This is a genomic window from Nonomuraea sp. ZG12 (genome assembly GCF_052068115.1).
Lineage (GTDB): Bacteria > Actinomycetota > Actinomycetes > Streptosporangiales > Streptosporangiaceae > Nonomuraea.
In genome coordinates this window covers 1,066,491-1,082,196 of sequence record NZ_JBQHCW010000001.1, presented here as the reverse complement: position 1 = coordinate 1,082,196, position 15,706 = coordinate 1,066,491, and the positions used below count along the sequence as shown (strand labels likewise).

Genomic DNA, 15,706 nt, shown 5'->3' with positions numbered 1-15,706 from the left:
GTCATGAACGTACGTTCATGAACGTACGTTCATACCTTAGGGAGACCAGCGTGACGATCGTCAACACCCACCAGTCCGAGGCGTGGAACGGTTACGAAGGCACCCACTGGGCGGATCACCACGACCGCTACGACGCGCTCAACGCCGGCTTCAACGACCACCTGCTCCGGTTCGCCGGCGACGGCGACCAGGTCCTCGACATCGGGTGCGGCAACGGCCAGGTGACCAGGCTGGCCGCCCGCAGGGCCGGCGGCGCCACCGGCGTCGACCTGTCCTCCCCCATGCTGAGCAGGGCCCGCGCCCTCGCGGCGGCGGAAGGCGTCGCCAACGTCGACTTCCAGCAGGGCGACGCGCAGGTCCACCCCTTCCCCGCGGAGTCGTACGACCTGGCGATCAGCCGCTTCGGGATCATGTTCTTCGCCGATCCGGTGGCCGCCTTCGCCAACATCGGCCGCGCGCTGCGCCCCGGCGGGCGGGTGGCGTTCCTGTGCATGCGCGCCCTGGCCGGCAACGACCTCGGCCGCGTGTTCGCCGCCATGGCCGAGCATCTGCCGCCGCCCCCCGCCTCCCCCGACGGCACCTCCCCGGCCTCGCTGTCCGACCCCGCGCGGATCCATGAGATCTTCACCGCCGCGGGATACACCGACGTCGCGGCCACCCCCGTCGAGGCGGAGCAGATCTGGGGCCGGGACGCCCAGGACGCCGCCGACTTCCTCGCCGCCTGGGGTCCCACCCGCTTCCATCTCAGCCACGCGGAGCCCGCCGCCGCCGCTCGCGCGACGGCCGCGCTCGTTCCCGCCCTGGCACCGTACGAGCGGGACGGCGCCGTACGGCTGCGCGGCGGCGCCTACCTGATCACGGCCGGTCGGCCGTGACCCCGCGCAAGCCCGCGACCGCCCGCGACGGCGAGACCCTGTCCGCCCATCTGGTGGCGGCGGCGGGGCGGCTGCTCTCCCGGCACGGCGCGGCCGGCCTCACCGTACGGGCGATCGCCAGGGAGGCCCAGGTCGCCGACGGGGTGCTCTACAACCACTTCGCCGACAAGGAGGAGCTGATCGCGCTGGCGTTGCAGGCGCACGTCCGCTCGGTCGAGGATGGCCTCCCGCCGCTGCCCACCGCAGCGGGCTCGGGGACACTGGAAGACAACCTGCGCGCGTACGTCACCTACGGGCTGGCGCTGCACCTGGCGATCCTGCCCGCCTTCGCCGGGCTGGTCGCGCACCCCAGGATCCTGCACCGCTTCGCCGAGCTGAGCATGCCGGTCGCGCAGGGGCCGCACCTGCGCGCCGCGCTGACCGCCTACCTCCGTGCCGAGCAGGCCCTCGGCCGGCTTGCCCCGGAAGCCGACCCGGACGCCGCGGCCACCATGATCGTGGGCGCCTGCCACGAGCTCATCCTCCCCCACCTGTTCCACGGCACCCCGGCGGCGGAGATCGGGTTTCCCCCCGGCTTCGCCGACCACCTGGTCGCCACCTGCCTGCGAGGCATCGCCCCGAAACAGGCCGGAACGGGAGGAGTTTGACGCGGGGCCCTCGTGGCAGGGGCGGGAAAAAGGCCGAACCAAGGGAGGCCACCATGGCCGGCCATGGAAGCCTGACGTTCATCGGCAACGCGACCGTGCTGATCCGGTACAACGGGTTCACCCTGCTCACCGACCCGAACTTCCTGCACCGAGGGCAGCGCGCCTATCTCGGCTACGGGCTCAGCTCGCGCCGCCTGACCGAGCCCGCGATGCGGATCGACGAGCTCCCTGCGCTGGACGCCGTGGTGCTGTCGCACATGCACGGCGACCACTGGGACCGCGTCACCCGCAGGGGCCTGGACCGGGACACGCCGATCCTGACCACCCCGCACGCCGCGCGCCGGCTCGGCCACCAGGGGTTCGGGCAGGCGCTGGGGCTGGGCACCTGGCGCGCGCACGAGCTGCGCGGGCCCGGCGGCATACTGAAGATCACATCCCTGCCGGCCCGCCACGCGCCCGGCATCGTCGAGACGTTGCTGCCGCCGGTCATGGGGAGCATGCTGGAGTTCCGCGACCCGGCGGGGCAGGTGGACCTGCGGCTGCTCGTCAGCGGCGACACGCTGATGGACCCCTGGCTGGAGGCGATCCCGCGCCACTTCCCGGACATCGACGTGGCGCTCGTGCACCTGGGAGGTACCAAACTGCTCGGCCTGATGACGGTCACCATGAACGGCGAGCAGGGCGCCCGCTGGGTGGACCTGATGAACCCCGGCACGGTGGTGCCGATCCACTACGACGACTACGGCGTGTTCGCCTCACCTCTGCACGACTTCCGCCAGTACGCCGAGCAGGCGGGGGTCGGTGACCGGGTGGTCTATCTGGAACGCGGCCAGACCCACGACCTGACCGGCCGCCAGACACCGCACCACACCTGACCGTCGCACCGCAGGGCAGAGCGCCGCCCTCCTCTGTGAGCAGCGCTCTTGACCAACGTCCGCGGCCGTGGTTCACTCTTCCGAAGAGAGCACTGATCTCGTTTTGGAGCGTTGAGCCATGCCCATCATGAAGACGCCGGAAGGCCGGATCGCCTACGAGCAGACCGGCCCCGCCGACGCTCCCCTGCTGGTCCTGGTCCATGGCATGGGCGATACCGCCGCCACCTTCCGCCTCCTCACCCCGCGCCTGGCCGCCGCCGGTTACCGGGTCGCAACCATGGACGTGCGCGGGTACGGAGCCTCCAGCTCCGGCTGGCCCGACTACGCGACGGCCTCCGTCGGAGCGGACCTGCTCGGCCTCATCCGCCACCTGAACGGCGACGCCCCCGCGACGGTGATCGCCCACTCCATCGGCTGCTCGTCAGCCGTCTGGGCCGCGGCCGAAGCCCCGCGGGCGGTCAGCGCTCTGGTGCTCATCGGCACCTTCTCCGGTGAGGCGCCGATCAGGACCTGGATGAAGGCCGCCTCCCGGCTCGTCGGCCGCAGCGCGGCGCTGTGGGCCCTGTTCGTCCGCTCGTCCTATCCGACCGCCAAGCCGGCCGACTTCGGCCACTACCTGGCCGGCCTCAGGAAATCCCTCCGCCGGCCGGGCCGCCTGGCCCCGCTGCGGGCACAGATCGAGATCTCCCTGTCCGGCGTCCAGAACCGTTACGCCGAGGTCACCCAGCCGGCCCTGGTCATCATGGGCACCCGGGACGCCGACTTCGCCGACCCGGCGGCGGACGCCGCGCTGAGCGCCGCCAAGCTGGCCGGCCCCGCCCGCGTCCACTTGGTCGAGGGCGCCGGCCACTATCCGCACGCCGAAATGCCCGCCGAGACCGCCGAGGCCGTCCTGTCCCAGCTCCGGCATGCGACGCCCGCCCAGGCTTAGCAGTTTCTGCTGGATCAGACCGAGCCCGGCCGCGAATCGCCGTCCGTCCGCTACATCTGGAAACCGGCAGGCCCGCGCACCGCAGCGGCGGCCAGGTCCTTGACCAGGGCGGCGGGTACCGGCACGCCGGGTGCTCCCTGGACCCAGGCCACCAATTCCGGCACGGTCAGGCCGGACGGCGGCTGCCCCACGTACGGAAAGGCGTACAGCGGGGTGTTGGGCTCGCTGCGCCAGCTCTCCGCCAGCGTGCCGAGGTCCACCGCGTCGAAGCCGAGGACGTCCAGAAGGTCGGTCACCTCCTCATTGGCGGCCGGGTCGTCGCCGGACAGTGGCAGCGCACTGCGGTCGGGGGCGCCGGCCGGCCGGCACAGGTCCAGCAGTTGCCTGGGGCCGATGTTGTGCAGCGCCTTGACCACGCGGGCGCCGGCGACGTGGCGCTGCACCAGCTCGCTGGAGGTCAGCTCGTCGCTGTCGAGTTCCGGAATTCTCCATCCGGGCTTCGGCGCGTAGTTCATCGGGTCGATCACGGTCTTGCCGGCGAGCTCCGAGCGGGGCAGCCGCTCGTGGGCGGCCAACGGCAGGGACGCGAGGACCAGGTCGGCGGCGCGCGCCGCCTCGGCCGGGGTGGCCGCGCGGGCCCGCGGGCCGAGCTCGGCGACGAGACCGGCCAGTGTCTCCGGGCCGCGCGAGTTGCTCAGGACGACGTCGAGGCCGGCGTCCACGGCCCGGCGGGCGACCCCTGCGCCGACCATTCCGGTGCCGATGATGCCGAGGGTCGATGTGTTCACTTCTGTTCTCCGTTCAGATGGGCTCGTATCCATCACAGCCGGATTGACCAGCGCGAACAATGATCAGAACCCATCGGCAGCGATCACATAATGTGATAGATCAGGACATATGGAACTAAGGGCGCTGCAGTACTTCGTGACCGTCGCCGAGGAGTTGCACTTCGGCCGCGCGGCGCAACGGCTGCAGATCGTGCAGCCGGCGGTGAGCCAGCAGATCACCCGGCTCGAACGCGACCTCGGCGTGCGCCTGCTCCACCGCACGTCACGCAGGGTACGGCTCACTCCGGCAGGCGAACGAGTGCTCGCCGCGGCCCGGGAGACCCTGGCCGCGGCGGCCCGCGTACGGGTGGTCGCCGGGGAACCGGCAGCCGCCCTGCGGGTCGGGGTGGCGTCCTGCGTCACCCAACGGCTCGACCGCGCGCTGACTCGCCTGCGAGACAGCGAACGCCCCGCCGAGCCGAGACTCATCGACCTGCCGGTGACCGCGCGCCTCGACGCCGTACGCGATGGCGAGCTGGATCTGGCGCTGGTCCGCGGCGCGCTCACGTCCACGTCGATGACGGTGGTGCGCGCCTGGTCCGAGCCGCTGCACGCGGTGCTGTCCGGCGGGCACCCCGCCGCCGGCAAGCCCGCGGTCAGCCTGCACGACCTCGACCCGTACGGCCTGCGGCTCCCCGCCCGTGACAGTGACCCGCCGATGCACGACGCGATCCTCGCCGCCCTGCCCCGGGCGCCGCTGCGGCCGCCCGCCGGGGACCTGCTCAACGTGCTGTTCGAGGTGGGCCGGGACCCCGAGGGCTGGACGCTGCTACCCGCCGAGCAACTCGCCGGGTCCCGCTCCGAGCGGGTGCTGCAGGTGCCGCTCGACCCGCCGGTGCCCGTCGACGGCCACGTCGTGACGTCACTCGCCACGCCGGAGCCGTGTGTGGCGTCGTACGTGGCCGCGTTCGCGGACTGAGCGTCCAGGCGGACGATCAGAGCAGGCTCCCAGCGACTACGCCCGGACGGTCGGCCTCGTCACGCTGGTCGGCACCGTCGTCGTGGTCCTCCTGGAGAACGCCCTTCTTGAGGAGGTCTTCTCCCGTAGGTGGCTGCAGACCGGGCGGTCGCGCGAGGCGTGAGCGCCCCTCCGGACTGGATGGGCACGCCCGTCGGTCGCACGCGTTCGTGGACGGGCTGACGTTGCCCGCCGCGACGTACCCGAACGGGTTGTCGGCGGAGGACTTCCGGGAAAGCCTCCGCCACGAGCTGGACCTTCTGCGGGCTGGCGCCTTCTGAGCCTCGCCCGGACACGGCGCCGATCCCCTGGCCTCGGCCCGGTTCGCCGACGAGCGGCTGAGAGCTCAGGGGCGGGTGGCGCCGATCGTCCGAGCCAGATCGTCGGACAGTGCGTAGGCCCGCTCCACCGGAAGCCGGGGAGCGATGTCCTGCCCGGCGCGCAGGGCGGTGTGGAGGTCATGGACGCGTTCGGTGACATCGGTGATGGACAGGGTCCACTCCTCGATGTAGCGGGTGACCGCCTCGCCGGACAGGCCGATCTGGATCGACCGGTACGGCAGCGCGTTGTGGTGCGGGTCTCGCTCCGGATCCCACTGGATGCGCACGGGACTGCGCCGCAGCCGCTCGGCCCACTCCCTGCGGCCGATCTCCTGGCCCACCCGACCGGCACGATCATCGGCGCGCGTCACGGCGGCTCCAGCCGGGTGAGCGCTGGAGCCGAGGCCTCCGGCGCCTCCCGCCGGTCGGGAGTGGGGACCGGCGCTTGGACCTGGGCCTGGACTAAAGCTGGGGCTGGGGCCGGGGTTAGCGACTGGGCTTGGGCTTGAACTGGAGCTTGCGTCAGGGTGGCTGAGGCACGAGTGCGCCAGTGCCCAGGCGAAGCCCTCATGGGTGAGGGCGATCGCCAGGACGCGGGTCTGGCCTGGCTTGGTGGCCCAGCCACAGCGGTACATCATCCACAGGAACGACGGTTTGATCCAGGTCATCCGCTCCCGCTTGAACGGCGCGACGAACCGCTGCGCGGCGACGGCCGGGTCGGCGAGGGCCGGGTCGTAGGCCTGGTAAACGGTGATGGACTCCTCGTCGTAGGCGGCACGGATCTGCCGGTAGGGCGGGTTCATGCCGGCCAGCTTGACAACCTCCGGCCCGCCCGGCAACCAAATTAGGTGGTCCCCGACTCCACCCAGCAAGCGCATCAGAGCATCCCCGGCCCCACCCGGAAGCCGCATCAAAGTGCCACCGGGCAGCCGCATCAGACAATCTCCGGCCCACCCGGTAGCCGCATCAGCGGACGGCGCCGAACGCGACGGCGGTGGTCGAGGCGATCACCGTCGTCAGCACGACCATGATCAGCACGGTGGCCAGCGGGTTGGGGCGCTTGAGCGGCGTGACCGGATGCGGCGCGTACGCGCGGACGTCCTTCACCGACGGGGTGGGCGTCGGCGAGGGGGTCGGCGAGGGGGTCGGCCGGACCAGGTCAGGCACCATCAGGACCGGCCCCCGCGTGGGGACCGGCGCACGCGGGGTCTTGACGGGCGCCCTCATCGGACCGCACCGTCCGACCAGGACACTGCCCGTGGGCCCGTCCACGCAGACCGCGTCGTCGTAGACCTTGATGCCGCGCGTCGACACCTCCGGCCTCGGGCGCATCCTTCTGGGCCGAGGGTCGTCCAGGATGGACACGCCGGGCACCGACACCCGCGGCTCCGCCTTGCGCTCGATCGACACCCCTGGCAGTTTCACCCCGTGCTTCGACACCCCCGGCGCGGAGACGCGTACGTCGGGGATGTTCGGGACCTGGGGCGGGCGCGGTTCGGCCGCTGCCGGCGCGCTCGCGCAGGCCACAGCGAGCGCGACAGCGACAAGCGCCACGACAGCAGGCCCGACAACGGCACGCCTGACAGCGGCCGGCCCGACGACGGTGGACCCGACAGCGGCCGGCGCGACATCAGCTGACCCGGCGACGGTGGGTCCGGCAGCGGCCGGCAGCGGCTTGTGCCTGGCAGCCACGGTCACACTCCCCCGGCGATCCGGGTGAGCTCCTGCAGCGCGCCGCTGAACGCCTCGGGACCCACGGCCAGCGGCCCGGCGAAGGCGTGGGCGATCTCCCAGGTGAGGTGGACGCCGAAGCCCAGCATGGCCGCCATCGCGATGAGCGGGAGCAGCGCCGCCCCGCGCGGCCGGGCGCCGGCGAGGAACGGGAAGACGATGACCGCCAGGCCGGTGAGGATGGTCAGCCACAGCAGGCCCTCCGGAGGCGTCGCGGCGGCGTCGGCGGCGCGCTGGGCGCGGGTCGCCGCGACGACGCCGAGATGGTCGAGCACGACCCCTCTGGCCTCCAGCTCACCGTCGGTGTCGGCCTTGAGCTTGAGCACGTCAGCGCGCAGCTTGTCGAGCCGCTCGGCTCCGGCCTCCTCCATCTTCCCTTCCGCCATGACGGGCCACTCGTCTCTGACCACGAACGACGCGTAGTCGCGCAGTCCGGTGCGGATCGGGGCGACGCCGTCGGCGGGGAGGTCGGCGGCCGCCCAGTAGGCGTCGATCACGGCCCGGCTCTCGGCGTGCGTGTTCTGCCGGGCCGCGTCGGCCGTGGTCCACGGCACGATGATGGCGATGGCGAAGACCACCAGGAACAGCGCCGACAGCATGGCGCCCGCGTGGCCGGCCGAGGGCCCGTCCGCGGCGCCGTCGTCGCTGCCCTTGCCCGCGAGCCTGAACGACAGGGCGGCGACCGCCACCACGCCCACCGCCGCGACGATCGAGAACAGGTACGTCAGCATGAAGATCTCCCCCAACCTGATGAACCACGTAGAGTCACATGACTATCACACTACGAAGTCTTGGCGTTACGCGCCGGAGCCGAAGTACTGGTGGACGCGCCGCGGGCCGACCCAAGAAGGCGGACGCACGGCTGGCGTTACGCGCCGAGGCCAGGAGCGCCGATGGACCGTCGTGCTCGCGTGCGGGCGGCCCGGCGGGGCCTGCTGGACGGATCGCCGGCCGGGTCGGGGGGTGCGCGACGATCCGTCCAGCGGCGCACCGCGCCCCCGCGAGACCTCGCGAGCATAGGGACCGTGAACCTTCTCAACGGCCGCAGATTCGTGATGGTGAGCTCGACGGCGAGCGTGGTGGACCCGGAGCGGCCCACCGAGTTCCTCTACTGGGAGGCCGACGGCGTCGTGTGGGGCAGTTACACCGGCGACACCGTGATCCACGGCCGCTTCGTCGGCACCCGGGACGGCGACCAGGTCACGATCTCGTACGTGCACGCGCTGAAGGCCGGCGGCCAGGCGGGCGGCCAGAGCGACAGCCGCGTCGAGACGGAGGACGACGGCAGGCTGCGCCTGGTGGAGGAGTTCCGGTTCGAGGGCGACGACACCCGGCACGTGAGCGTGTGCACCGAGGTCGTCACCACTGCAGAACCCACCGCCTGAAAACCTGAGCACCGCCTGAAACCGTCTGAAACTGTCTGAAGCACCGCCTGAAGCACTGTCTGCAGCACCGCCTGGACCCTCTTGTCAGGTGTCCTTCTGCAGGGCCGCCCTGCCTTCGGCCGCGCCGACGAAGCGCATCTTGCCGAGTGGCACCTCGCCGCCCGGCGTCTCCTGGGCGGGGCGCCGGGCGGGTCTGGCCTTCTCGCCGTCGCTCGGCAGCACGTACGGCCGTTTGAGCACCTCGTCCAGGATGAACACGGTCTCGGTGGCCTTCACCGCCGGGATGTTGGCGAGCCGGTCGGTCACCATGGCGTGCACCGCGGCGACGTCGCCCATCCTGACCAGGATCATCGCGTCGTGCTGCCCCGTGGTGATCGCGCAGTACTCGACCTCCGGCATCCGCGCCAGCTCGGCCCTGAACTGCTTCCACATCTGCTGCCGTACCGTCACGAAGATCAGTGCGGTGATGCCGAGCCCCGTCCTGACGGGGTCGATCTCGGCGGTGAACCGCTTGATCGCCCCGTCCGCGCGCAGCGCCTCGAACCGGGTGTAGGCGTTCGCCCGTGAGATGCCCACCCGCTCGGCCAGTGCCGCGACCGAGATCCTGCCGTTCTCGCGCAGGACCTCGAGGATCTTCAAATGGGTGGCGTCCAGTTCGAGACCGATGCCGATCCGTCCAGACTGACCGCCACCGCTGCCACCATTTCTGGAAATTTCACTCACAGTTACCTCCTGGCCCTTTATATCCGTCTTGGGGACCGTACGGAGCCTGGACATTCTGCCGGACAATCCTGGACATCTTCGTTCCAACCGTCCATCTGGAGGACTCACCATGGCGACCCGCTCGCAGACGGCGGCTGTGCTGCTCGCCGGTGCACTCGCCCTCGCCGCCTGCGGAAGCGGCGGCGCACAGGCCCCCGCCGCGCAGAGCGGCGGCAAGACCCTCGTCATCGACACGTCCTTCGACCTCAAGACGGCCGACCCCGGACGCACGTACGAGCCGACCGGTCTGATCGTGGGCAAGGCGACGTATGAGACGTTGCTCACCTTCGACGGCGGCGACGTGACGAAGCCGGTGCCCGCGCTCGCGGAGTCTTACGAGCTGTCCGAGGACGGCAAGGTCCTGACCCTCAAGCTCAAGCAGGGCTCGACCTTCGCCGACGGCTCCGCCGTCACCGCGGACGACGTGGTCTTCTCGCTGACCCGGGTGCGCGACATGAAGGGCACCCCGTCGTTCCTGCTGGACGGGGTGGAGATCGCCAAGACCGACGACTCGACGATCACCCTGACGTCCGGGAAGGCCAACGCGGCGCTGCCGTACATCCTGCCGAACCCCGCGCTCGGCATCCTCAACAGCGACGTCGCCAAGCAGAACGGCGCGACGACCGACCCGCAGGACAAGGCCGAGCAGTACCTCAACGCGAACTCCGCCGGGTCCGGGCCGTACCTGATCGAGTCCTTCAACGTGAGCAGCCAGGTCGTGCTCAAGGCGAACCCGAAGTACCACGGGACCAAGCCGGCCTACGAGAAGGTCGTGATCCGCAACGTCGAGGCGGCCACGCAGAAGCTGAACGTGCAGCGCGGCGACAGCCAGGTGGCGCTGAACCTCTCCGGCGACCAGGTCACGAACATGCCCGCGACCCTGCAGGTGAACAAGACCGCCTCGGCGAACGTCATCTTCCTGCTGGCCAACCAGGACTCCGCGGTCAGCAAGACCACGCCGAACCCGAAGTTCGTGGAGGCCGTGCGCAAGGGCGTCGACTACGCGGGCCTGCTGGAGCTGGCCGGTGAGGGCTCGACGCAGGCGCCGGGCGTGATCCCGTCGCAGCTGCTCGGCGCGCTGCCCGCGGACCAGGCGGTCAAGCGCGACGTCGAGGGCGCCAAAGCGGCGCTGGCGGCGAGCGGGCTGGCGAACCCGACGGTCAAGCTGGAGTACCCCACGGAGCTGACCGTCAACGGCCTGTCCTTCCAGCCGCTGGCCGAGCGGATCCAGGCCAACCTCAAGGAGGTCGGCATCACGGTGGACCTGCAGCCGGCCCCGGTGACCACGGCGCTGGACAACTACCGCAACGGCAAGGAAGAGATGGGCCTGTGGTACTGGGGCCCTGACTACCCGGACCCGAACGACTACCTCGCGTTCCTGCCTGGCCAGACGGTCGGCAAGCGGGCCGGGTGGCAGAGCGGCGCGGCCAAGGACATCGAGGCCGCAGGCGAGAAGGCGGGCGCCGCGATCGGGGACGAGGCCCGCAAGGAGGCCTACTTCGACGTGCAGACCAAGCTCAACGCCGCCGGGCCGTTCATCCCGCTCATCCAGCCGAGCCAGAACATCGTGACGGCCGCCTCGGTGACGGGCCTGGAGTACCACCCGGTCTGGACGGTCGACGTGGCCGACCTGGGCGCGAAGTAGCGCACAGTGCCCGACGAGCACGTGCCCGACAAGCAGGCGCCCGACAAGGACGCACCCGAGAAGGGCGTGGCGGTCGCGGCGGCGCCGCGCCCGGTCAGGCGGCGGCGTGAGGTGCCGCCACTGGCCAGGTTCCTGATCCGGCGGATCCTCATGGCCGTCCTGCTGGCGTGGGGGATCACGCTGGTGACGTTCGTGCTGACGAAGCTGGTCCCGGGCGACCCGGTGGCGGCGAACCTGGGCCAGCGGGCCCTCGGCGATCCGGCCATCGTCGCGCAGTGGCGCGCCGAGCACGGCCTGGACAAGCCCCTGTGGGAGCAGTACGTGCTGCACCTCGGCGGCGTCCTGCAGGGTGACCTCGGAATGAGCCAGCAGAGCCACCGCCCGGTCAGCGAGGACCTGGCCGAGTACGTGCCCGCGACGCTGGAGCTGGCGGGCGTGGCCATCGTCATCTCACTGATCCTCGGTGTGGCGTTCGGCGTGGTGGCCGCGCTGCGCCGGGACCGGCTCTCGGACCACGTGCTGCGCGTGCTGAGCCTGGTCGGCATCTCGGTGCCGACGTTCTGGCTGGCGCTGGTGGCCTTCTACGTGTTCTTCTACCGGCTGCAGATCACGCCGGGCAGCGGCCGGGTCGATCCGGCGCTGGGCGCGCCGCCGGGCGTGACCGGGCTGCAGACGGTGGACGCGCTGCTGGCGGGCCGGTGGGACATCTTCACCTCCGCCGTCGGCCACCTGATCACGCCCGCCCTGGTGCTGGCGCTCTACACGATCGGGCTGCTCACCCGCTTCACCCGGTCGGCGGTGCTGGAGGTACTGGGCCAGGACTACGTGCGCGCGGCCAGGGCCAAGGGGCTGCCCGGCAGGGTGATCCTGTTCCGTTATGTGTTGCGCTCGGCGCTGGTGCCGATCATCACGGTGGCGGGCCTGGCGTTCGGCAGCCTGCTGTCCGGCACCGTACTGGTGGAGGCGATCTTCGCCTGGCCCGGCATCGGCCAGTACGCCTACAAGAGCGCCACCAGCCTGGACCTGCCCGCGGTGATGGGCGTCGGCCTGGTGGTGGGCGTGGTCTATCTCGCCATCAACCTGATCGTGGACGTGCTGTACGGCGTGATCGATCCCCGAGTGAGGCTGCAGTGAAACGGGATCCTCTGGCCCGCAAGGGCCTGCTGAGGCGGCTGCCCGAGGCGTGGCGGCAACCGCTGGCGGTGGCCGGCGTGGTGATCGCGCTCGGCTGGCTGGTGATCGCGCTGGCCGCGCCGGTCCTGGCTCCGCACGACCCGCTCGCCCAGGACCTGCCGCGGCTCGCCGCGCCCGGTCCCGGGCACTGGTTCGGGACCGACCAGCTCGGGCGCGACATCCTGAGCAGGGTCATGTACGGCGCGCGGGTGTCGATTCCGCTGACCGTGGTGCTGGTGGCGCTGTCGCTGGTGATCGGCGGCCTGCTCGGCGCCTGTGCCGGATATTTCGGCCGATGGGTGGATGAGACGATCATGCGGCTGGCGGACCTCGTGTTCGCCTTCCCGACGGTCATCCTGGCCATGGTGGTGGCCGCGGCGCTCGGGCCCAGCCTGACCAACGCCGTGCTGGCCGTGCTCGTCGTGGCCTGGCCCGCGTACGCCCGCGTCACCCGGGGGCTGGTGCTGGGGGTGCGGGAGCGCGAGTTCGTGCTCAGCGGGCGGCTGCTCGGCTTCTCCGCCTGGCGGTCGCTCCGCGTCGACGTGCTGCCGAACGTGACCGGCCCGATCCTCGTGCTCGCCACCCTGGACATCGGCACCGCGCTGCTGCTGCTGTCGGGCCTGTCGTTCCTGGGGCTGGGCGCCAAGCCGCCGTCCCCTGAGTGGGGCGCGATGGTGTCGTCGGGCGTCGAGGTCTTCGACAGCTGGTGGGTGGCGACGTTCCCCGGCCTGGCGATCCTGACGGTGGTGCTGGCGTTCAACTTCCTCGGCGACACGCTGCGTGACGCGCTCGACCCGCGTACCGCCCGGGCGATCAAGGAGCGTGCGCTGTGACGCTGGCCATCACCGACCTGAAGGTGACCATCGGCGGCAAGGACATCCTGCGCGGCGTCGACCTGTCACTCCAGGAGGGCAAGGTGCACGGCCTGGCCGGCGAGAGCGGGTCGGGCAAGACCATGACCGGCCTGGCCGTGCTCGGGCTGCTGCCGCACGGCGCGCGCGCCACCGGCAGCATCGCGCTCGGCGGGCGCGAGCTGCTCACGCTCGCGAGCAAGGAGCTCAACCGGGTACGCGGCGGCGAGGTCGCCATGGTGTTCCAGGATCCCGCGACGAGCCTGCACCCGATGCTCACCATCGGCCGGCAACTCACCGAGCACATGCGCCACCACCTGGGCCTCGGCAAGAAGGAGGCTCGGGCCAGGGCGGTGGAGCTGCTCGCCAAGGTGCGCATCCCCGGCGCGGAGGAGGCGTACGGGCGCTTCCCGCACCAGTTCTCCGGCGGCATGCGGCAGCGCATCGCCATCGCGATCGCGCTGGCCTGCTCGCCGAAGGTGCTGATCGCCGACGAGCCGACGACCGCGCTGGACGTGACCGTGCAGGCGGGCGTGCTGCGGCTGCTGCGCGGGCTGTGCGACGAGCTCGGCCTGGCCGTGCTGCTCGTCACGCACGACCTCGGGGTGATGTCCGCCGTCGCGGACGAGGTGAGCGTGATGAAGGACGGCCTGGTCGTGGAGAGCGGCCCGCGTGGCCGGGTGCTGCGTGAGCCCTCGCACCCCTACACCCGCTCCCTGCTCGCCTCACTCCCGGATACCGCCACCACCGGCACTGTCACTGATGAGGGGGTTCGATGAGCCTGCTGACCATCGATGACCTGGTCGTCGAGCACCGCTCCCCCGGCCGTCCCGTCGTCAGGGCGGTGGCGGGCGTGAGCCTGGAGGTGAACGCGGGCGAGGTCGTCGGCCTCGTCGGCGAGTCCGGCTGCGGCAAGTCCACGCTGGCCCGCGCCGTCTGCGGCCTCAACCCCGTCACCGAGGGCCGGATCGCCTTCGACGGCGAGCCGGTGACGCCGCTCGGGCTGCGGCGCAGGAAGCTGACCGGCATCCAGATGGTCTTCCAGGACCCGTACGCGTCCCTGAACCCGCGCCGCCGGGTGGGCGACCAGATCGCCGACGGCCTGCGCACCGCGGGCGACACCGCCACCGAGCCGGCCGACCTGCTGGAGCGCGTCGGCCTGCCGCGCGACTTCGCCGGCCGGCACCCGCACGAGTTCTCCGGCGGCCAGCGGCAGCGCATCGCGATCGCCAGGGCGCTGGCGGCCAGGCCGCGGCTGCTGATCGGGGACGAGCCGATCTCCGCGCTGGACGCCTCCGCCCAGGCGCAGGTCGCCACCCTGATGCGGGACCTGGCCGTGGACTCCGGCGCGGGGCTGCTGTTCATCAGCCACGACCTGTCGGTGGTGCGGCTGATCGCCGACCGGATCGCGGTCATGTACCTGGGCCGGATCGTCGAGGTGGGCGACACCGCCGAGGTGTGGGCCGACCCTCGCCACCCCTACACGCGGGCGCTGCTGGGAGCCATCCCGAAGCCCGACGGGATGGGCGTGCTGCCCGCCGAGTTGCCGGGCGACGTGCCGGATCCGGCGGATCCGCCGCAGGGCTGCCGGTTCAACCCGCGCTGCCCGCAGGTCATGGACGTGTGCCGGGTCAAGGAGCCGGAGTTCGGCCCGGTCGCCTGCTGGCTGCACGAGCCGTCCCCGGCCGGGACCGCGTGAACGGCCTGCCATGACCACCGACGCCACGTATCCGGATCCGGGCGCGCGGGCCGTGCGGGACCGGCTGGTCGCCGTCCGGGCGGCCATGGCGCGGGACGGGGTGGACGCGCTGGTGCTGCGGCCCTCGCCCGACTTCCGGTTCCTGGGCGGGCGGGGGGCGGGCTTCCTGGTGGTGACCATGGACGAGGTGGCCGAAGCGGGCGATCCCGCGCCGTACGTGCCCGATGACGCGCGGCGGGTGGGCGTCGATCCGGAGATGCGGGTCCGGGAGCTGTTCGGGCTGGCGATCGAGGCGGAGCTGGTGCCGGCCGCCGCCGTGCTGGAGCCGCTCAGGCTGCGCAAACTGCCGGGAGAGGTCGACGCGGTGAGCCGGGCGGCGCGGGCGGCGGAGGCGGTGCTGGACGGGGCGGGCGAGCTGGCCTGGTTCGGCGCCACCGAGCGGGCCATGGCGGCCAGGCTGCGGGCGCTGCTGCTGGAGACCGGGTGCGAGGAGGTCCTGTCGGTGCGGGTGGCCGCGGGCGAGCACACCGCCCGGCCCGGCCACCTGCCGGGTGGGCGGGTGATCAATCCGGGTGACGCGCTGCTGGTGTCGCTGTGCGGCCGGTGGGACGGTTACTGCGCCGAGGTGGCGCGCGTCTTCGCCGTCGCCGAGCCGCCGGAGGACTTCGAGGCCATGTACTCGGTGGTGCTCGCCGCGCATCACGCGGCCCTGCGCTCGGTACGGCCCGGCGTCCCGGCCGACGAGGTGGCCGCGGCGGTCGCGGACGTGATCGACGGCAGCGGCTACGGCCGGTTCGCGGCCCCGTGCGCCGGCCGGGGCGTCGGCCTCGGCCATGACGAGGGCCCGCGTCTGCGTCCCGGCGACGACACCGTGCTGGCGGCCGGGATGACGCTCTGCGTCGAGCCGGCGATCTACGTACCCGATCTGTTCGGGGCGCGGCTCGCGGACGTGGCGGCCTGCACCGGCGAGGCGGCCACGGTGCTGACGACGAGCCCGCACACACTGCGCGTCCTCGACCACTGAGAG

Annotated in this window: 17 protein-coding genes; 12 read left to right on the top strand and 5 right to left on the bottom strand. The window is 71.9% G+C overall.

The features are described 5' to 3' along the window. Positions 1-50: 50 nt before the first annotated feature. The 4 genes from ACTMTF_RS05030 to ACTMTF_RS05015 all read left to right on the top strand — a co-directional run bounded on the left by ACTMTF_RS05030 (position 51) and on the right by ACTMTF_RS05015 (position 3,328). Positions 51-875 carry a class I SAM-dependent methyltransferase gene (locus tag ACTMTF_RS05030; protein WP_441109442.1) on the top strand — a complete coding sequence of 275 codons (825 nt, stop codon included), beginning with the start codon at positions 51-53 and terminating at the stop codon, positions 873-875. Next, the gene (locus ACTMTF_RS05025) at positions 872-1,522 is read left to right on the top strand and encodes a TetR/AcrR family transcriptional regulator (RefSeq protein ID WP_441109441.1); all 651 of its coding nucleotides are present in this window, start codon (positions 872-874) and stop codon (positions 1,520-1,522) included. Before ACTMTF_RS05030 ends, ACTMTF_RS05025 begins: the two co-directional genes overlap by 4 nt. A gap of 53 nt (positions 1,523-1,575) precedes the next feature. Continuing rightward, positions 1,576-2,397, top strand: coding sequence for an MBL fold metallo-hydrolase (locus ACTMTF_RS05020; RefSeq protein ID WP_441109440.1), 822 nt, complete (start codon positions 1,576-1,578; stop codon positions 2,395-2,397). 118 nt (positions 2,398-2,515) lie between these two features. Continuing rightward, positions 2,516-3,328 (top strand): alpha/beta fold hydrolase, encoded by an 813-nt coding sequence (locus ACTMTF_RS05015; protein WP_441109439.1) that lies wholly within the window; start codon positions 2,516-2,518, stop codon positions 3,326-3,328. A 50-nt stretch (positions 3,329-3,378) separates the two neighbouring features. Here ACTMTF_RS05015 and ACTMTF_RS05010 read toward each other — a convergent pair whose 3' ends face one another. Continuing rightward, complete coding sequence (locus ACTMTF_RS05010; RefSeq protein WP_441109438.1) at positions 3,379-4,149, bottom strand: NADPH-dependent F420 reductase; 771 nt, start codon at positions 4,147-4,149, stop codon at positions 3,379-3,381. A 76-nt stretch (positions 4,150-4,225) separates the two neighbouring features. Between ACTMTF_RS05010 and ACTMTF_RS05005 the strand changes: the two genes are divergently transcribed. Next, positions 4,226-5,074 (top strand): LysR family transcriptional regulator, encoded by an 849-nt coding sequence (locus tag ACTMTF_RS05005; RefSeq protein WP_441109437.1) that lies wholly within the window; start codon positions 4,226-4,228, stop codon positions 5,072-5,074. A 385-nt stretch (positions 5,075-5,459) separates the two neighbouring features. On the opposite strand, the gene ACTMTF_RS05000 is transcribed toward ACTMTF_RS05005, so the two are convergent. The 3 genes from ACTMTF_RS05000 to ACTMTF_RS04990 all read right to left on the bottom strand — a co-directional run bounded on the left by ACTMTF_RS05000 (position 5,460) and on the right by ACTMTF_RS04990 (position 7,895). Beyond that, entirely contained in the window at positions 5,460-6,236 is a 777-nt protein-coding gene (locus ACTMTF_RS05000) for a DUF4291 domain-containing protein (RefSeq protein WP_441109436.1), read from the bottom strand. Between the two features lie 163 nt (positions 6,237-6,399). Beyond that, positions 6,400-6,987 carry a hypothetical protein gene (locus tag ACTMTF_RS04995; RefSeq protein ID WP_441109435.1) on the bottom strand — a complete coding sequence of 196 codons (588 nt, stop codon included), beginning with the start codon at positions 6,985-6,987 and terminating at the stop codon, positions 6,400-6,402. Positions 6,988-7,127: 140 nt separating this feature from the next. Beyond that, positions 7,128-7,895, bottom strand: a complete 768-nt coding sequence (locus ACTMTF_RS04990) for a hypothetical protein (protein WP_441109434.1) — start codon at positions 7,893-7,895, stop codon at positions 7,128-7,130. Between the two features lie 294 nt (positions 7,896-8,189). Here ACTMTF_RS04990 and ACTMTF_RS04985 point away from each other — a divergent pair, with 294 nt between their 5' ends. After that, entirely contained in the window at positions 8,190-8,549 is a 360-nt protein-coding gene (locus tag ACTMTF_RS04985) for a hypothetical protein (RefSeq protein ID WP_441109433.1), read from the top strand. A gap of 84 nt (positions 8,550-8,633) precedes the next feature. On the opposite strand, the gene ACTMTF_RS04980 is transcribed toward ACTMTF_RS04985, so the two are convergent. Then, positions 8,634-9,272, bottom strand: a complete 639-nt coding sequence (locus ACTMTF_RS04980) for an Lrp/AsnC family transcriptional regulator (RefSeq protein ID WP_441109432.1) — start codon at positions 9,270-9,272, stop codon at positions 8,634-8,636. A gap of 109 nt (positions 9,273-9,381) precedes the next feature. Between ACTMTF_RS04980 and ACTMTF_RS04975 the strand changes: the two genes are divergently transcribed. Genes ACTMTF_RS04975 through ACTMTF_RS04950 form a run of 6 tightly spaced genes read left to right on the top strand, consistent with a single transcriptional unit; the run spans position 9,382 to position 15,703 of the window. Beyond that, entirely contained in the window at positions 9,382-10,956 is a 1,575-nt protein-coding gene (locus ACTMTF_RS04975; RefSeq protein ID WP_441109431.1) for an ABC transporter substrate-binding protein, read from the top strand. Positions 10,957-10,962: 6 nt separating this feature from the next. After that, on the top strand, positions 10,963-12,090 hold the full coding sequence (locus tag ACTMTF_RS04970; RefSeq protein WP_441109430.1) for an ABC transporter permease: 1,128 nt from the start codon (positions 10,963-10,965) through the stop codon (positions 12,088-12,090). Further along, positions 12,087-12,962, top strand: a complete 876-nt coding sequence (locus ACTMTF_RS04965) for an ABC transporter permease (RefSeq protein ID WP_441109429.1) — start codon at positions 12,087-12,089, stop codon at positions 12,960-12,962. Before ACTMTF_RS04970 ends, ACTMTF_RS04965 begins: the two co-directional genes overlap by 4 nt. Continuing rightward, positions 12,959-13,759 (top strand): ABC transporter ATP-binding protein, encoded by an 801-nt coding sequence (locus tag ACTMTF_RS04960; protein ID WP_441109428.1) that lies wholly within the window; start codon positions 12,959-12,961, stop codon positions 13,757-13,759. The genes ACTMTF_RS04965 and ACTMTF_RS04960 overlap by 4 nt, the downstream gene beginning before the upstream one ends. Next, positions 13,756-14,679 carry an ABC transporter ATP-binding protein gene (locus ACTMTF_RS04955; protein ID WP_396999706.1) on the top strand — a complete coding sequence of 308 codons (924 nt, stop codon included), beginning with the start codon at positions 13,756-13,758 and terminating at the stop codon, positions 14,677-14,679. Before ACTMTF_RS04960 ends, ACTMTF_RS04955 begins: the two co-directional genes overlap by 4 nt. A gap of 10 nt (positions 14,680-14,689) precedes the next feature. Next, a complete protein-coding gene (locus ACTMTF_RS04950) occupies positions 14,690-15,703 on the top strand; it encodes a M24 family metallopeptidase (RefSeq protein ID WP_441109427.1) in 1,014 nt (337 codons plus the stop codon). Positions 15,704-15,706: the final 3 nt, after the last annotated feature.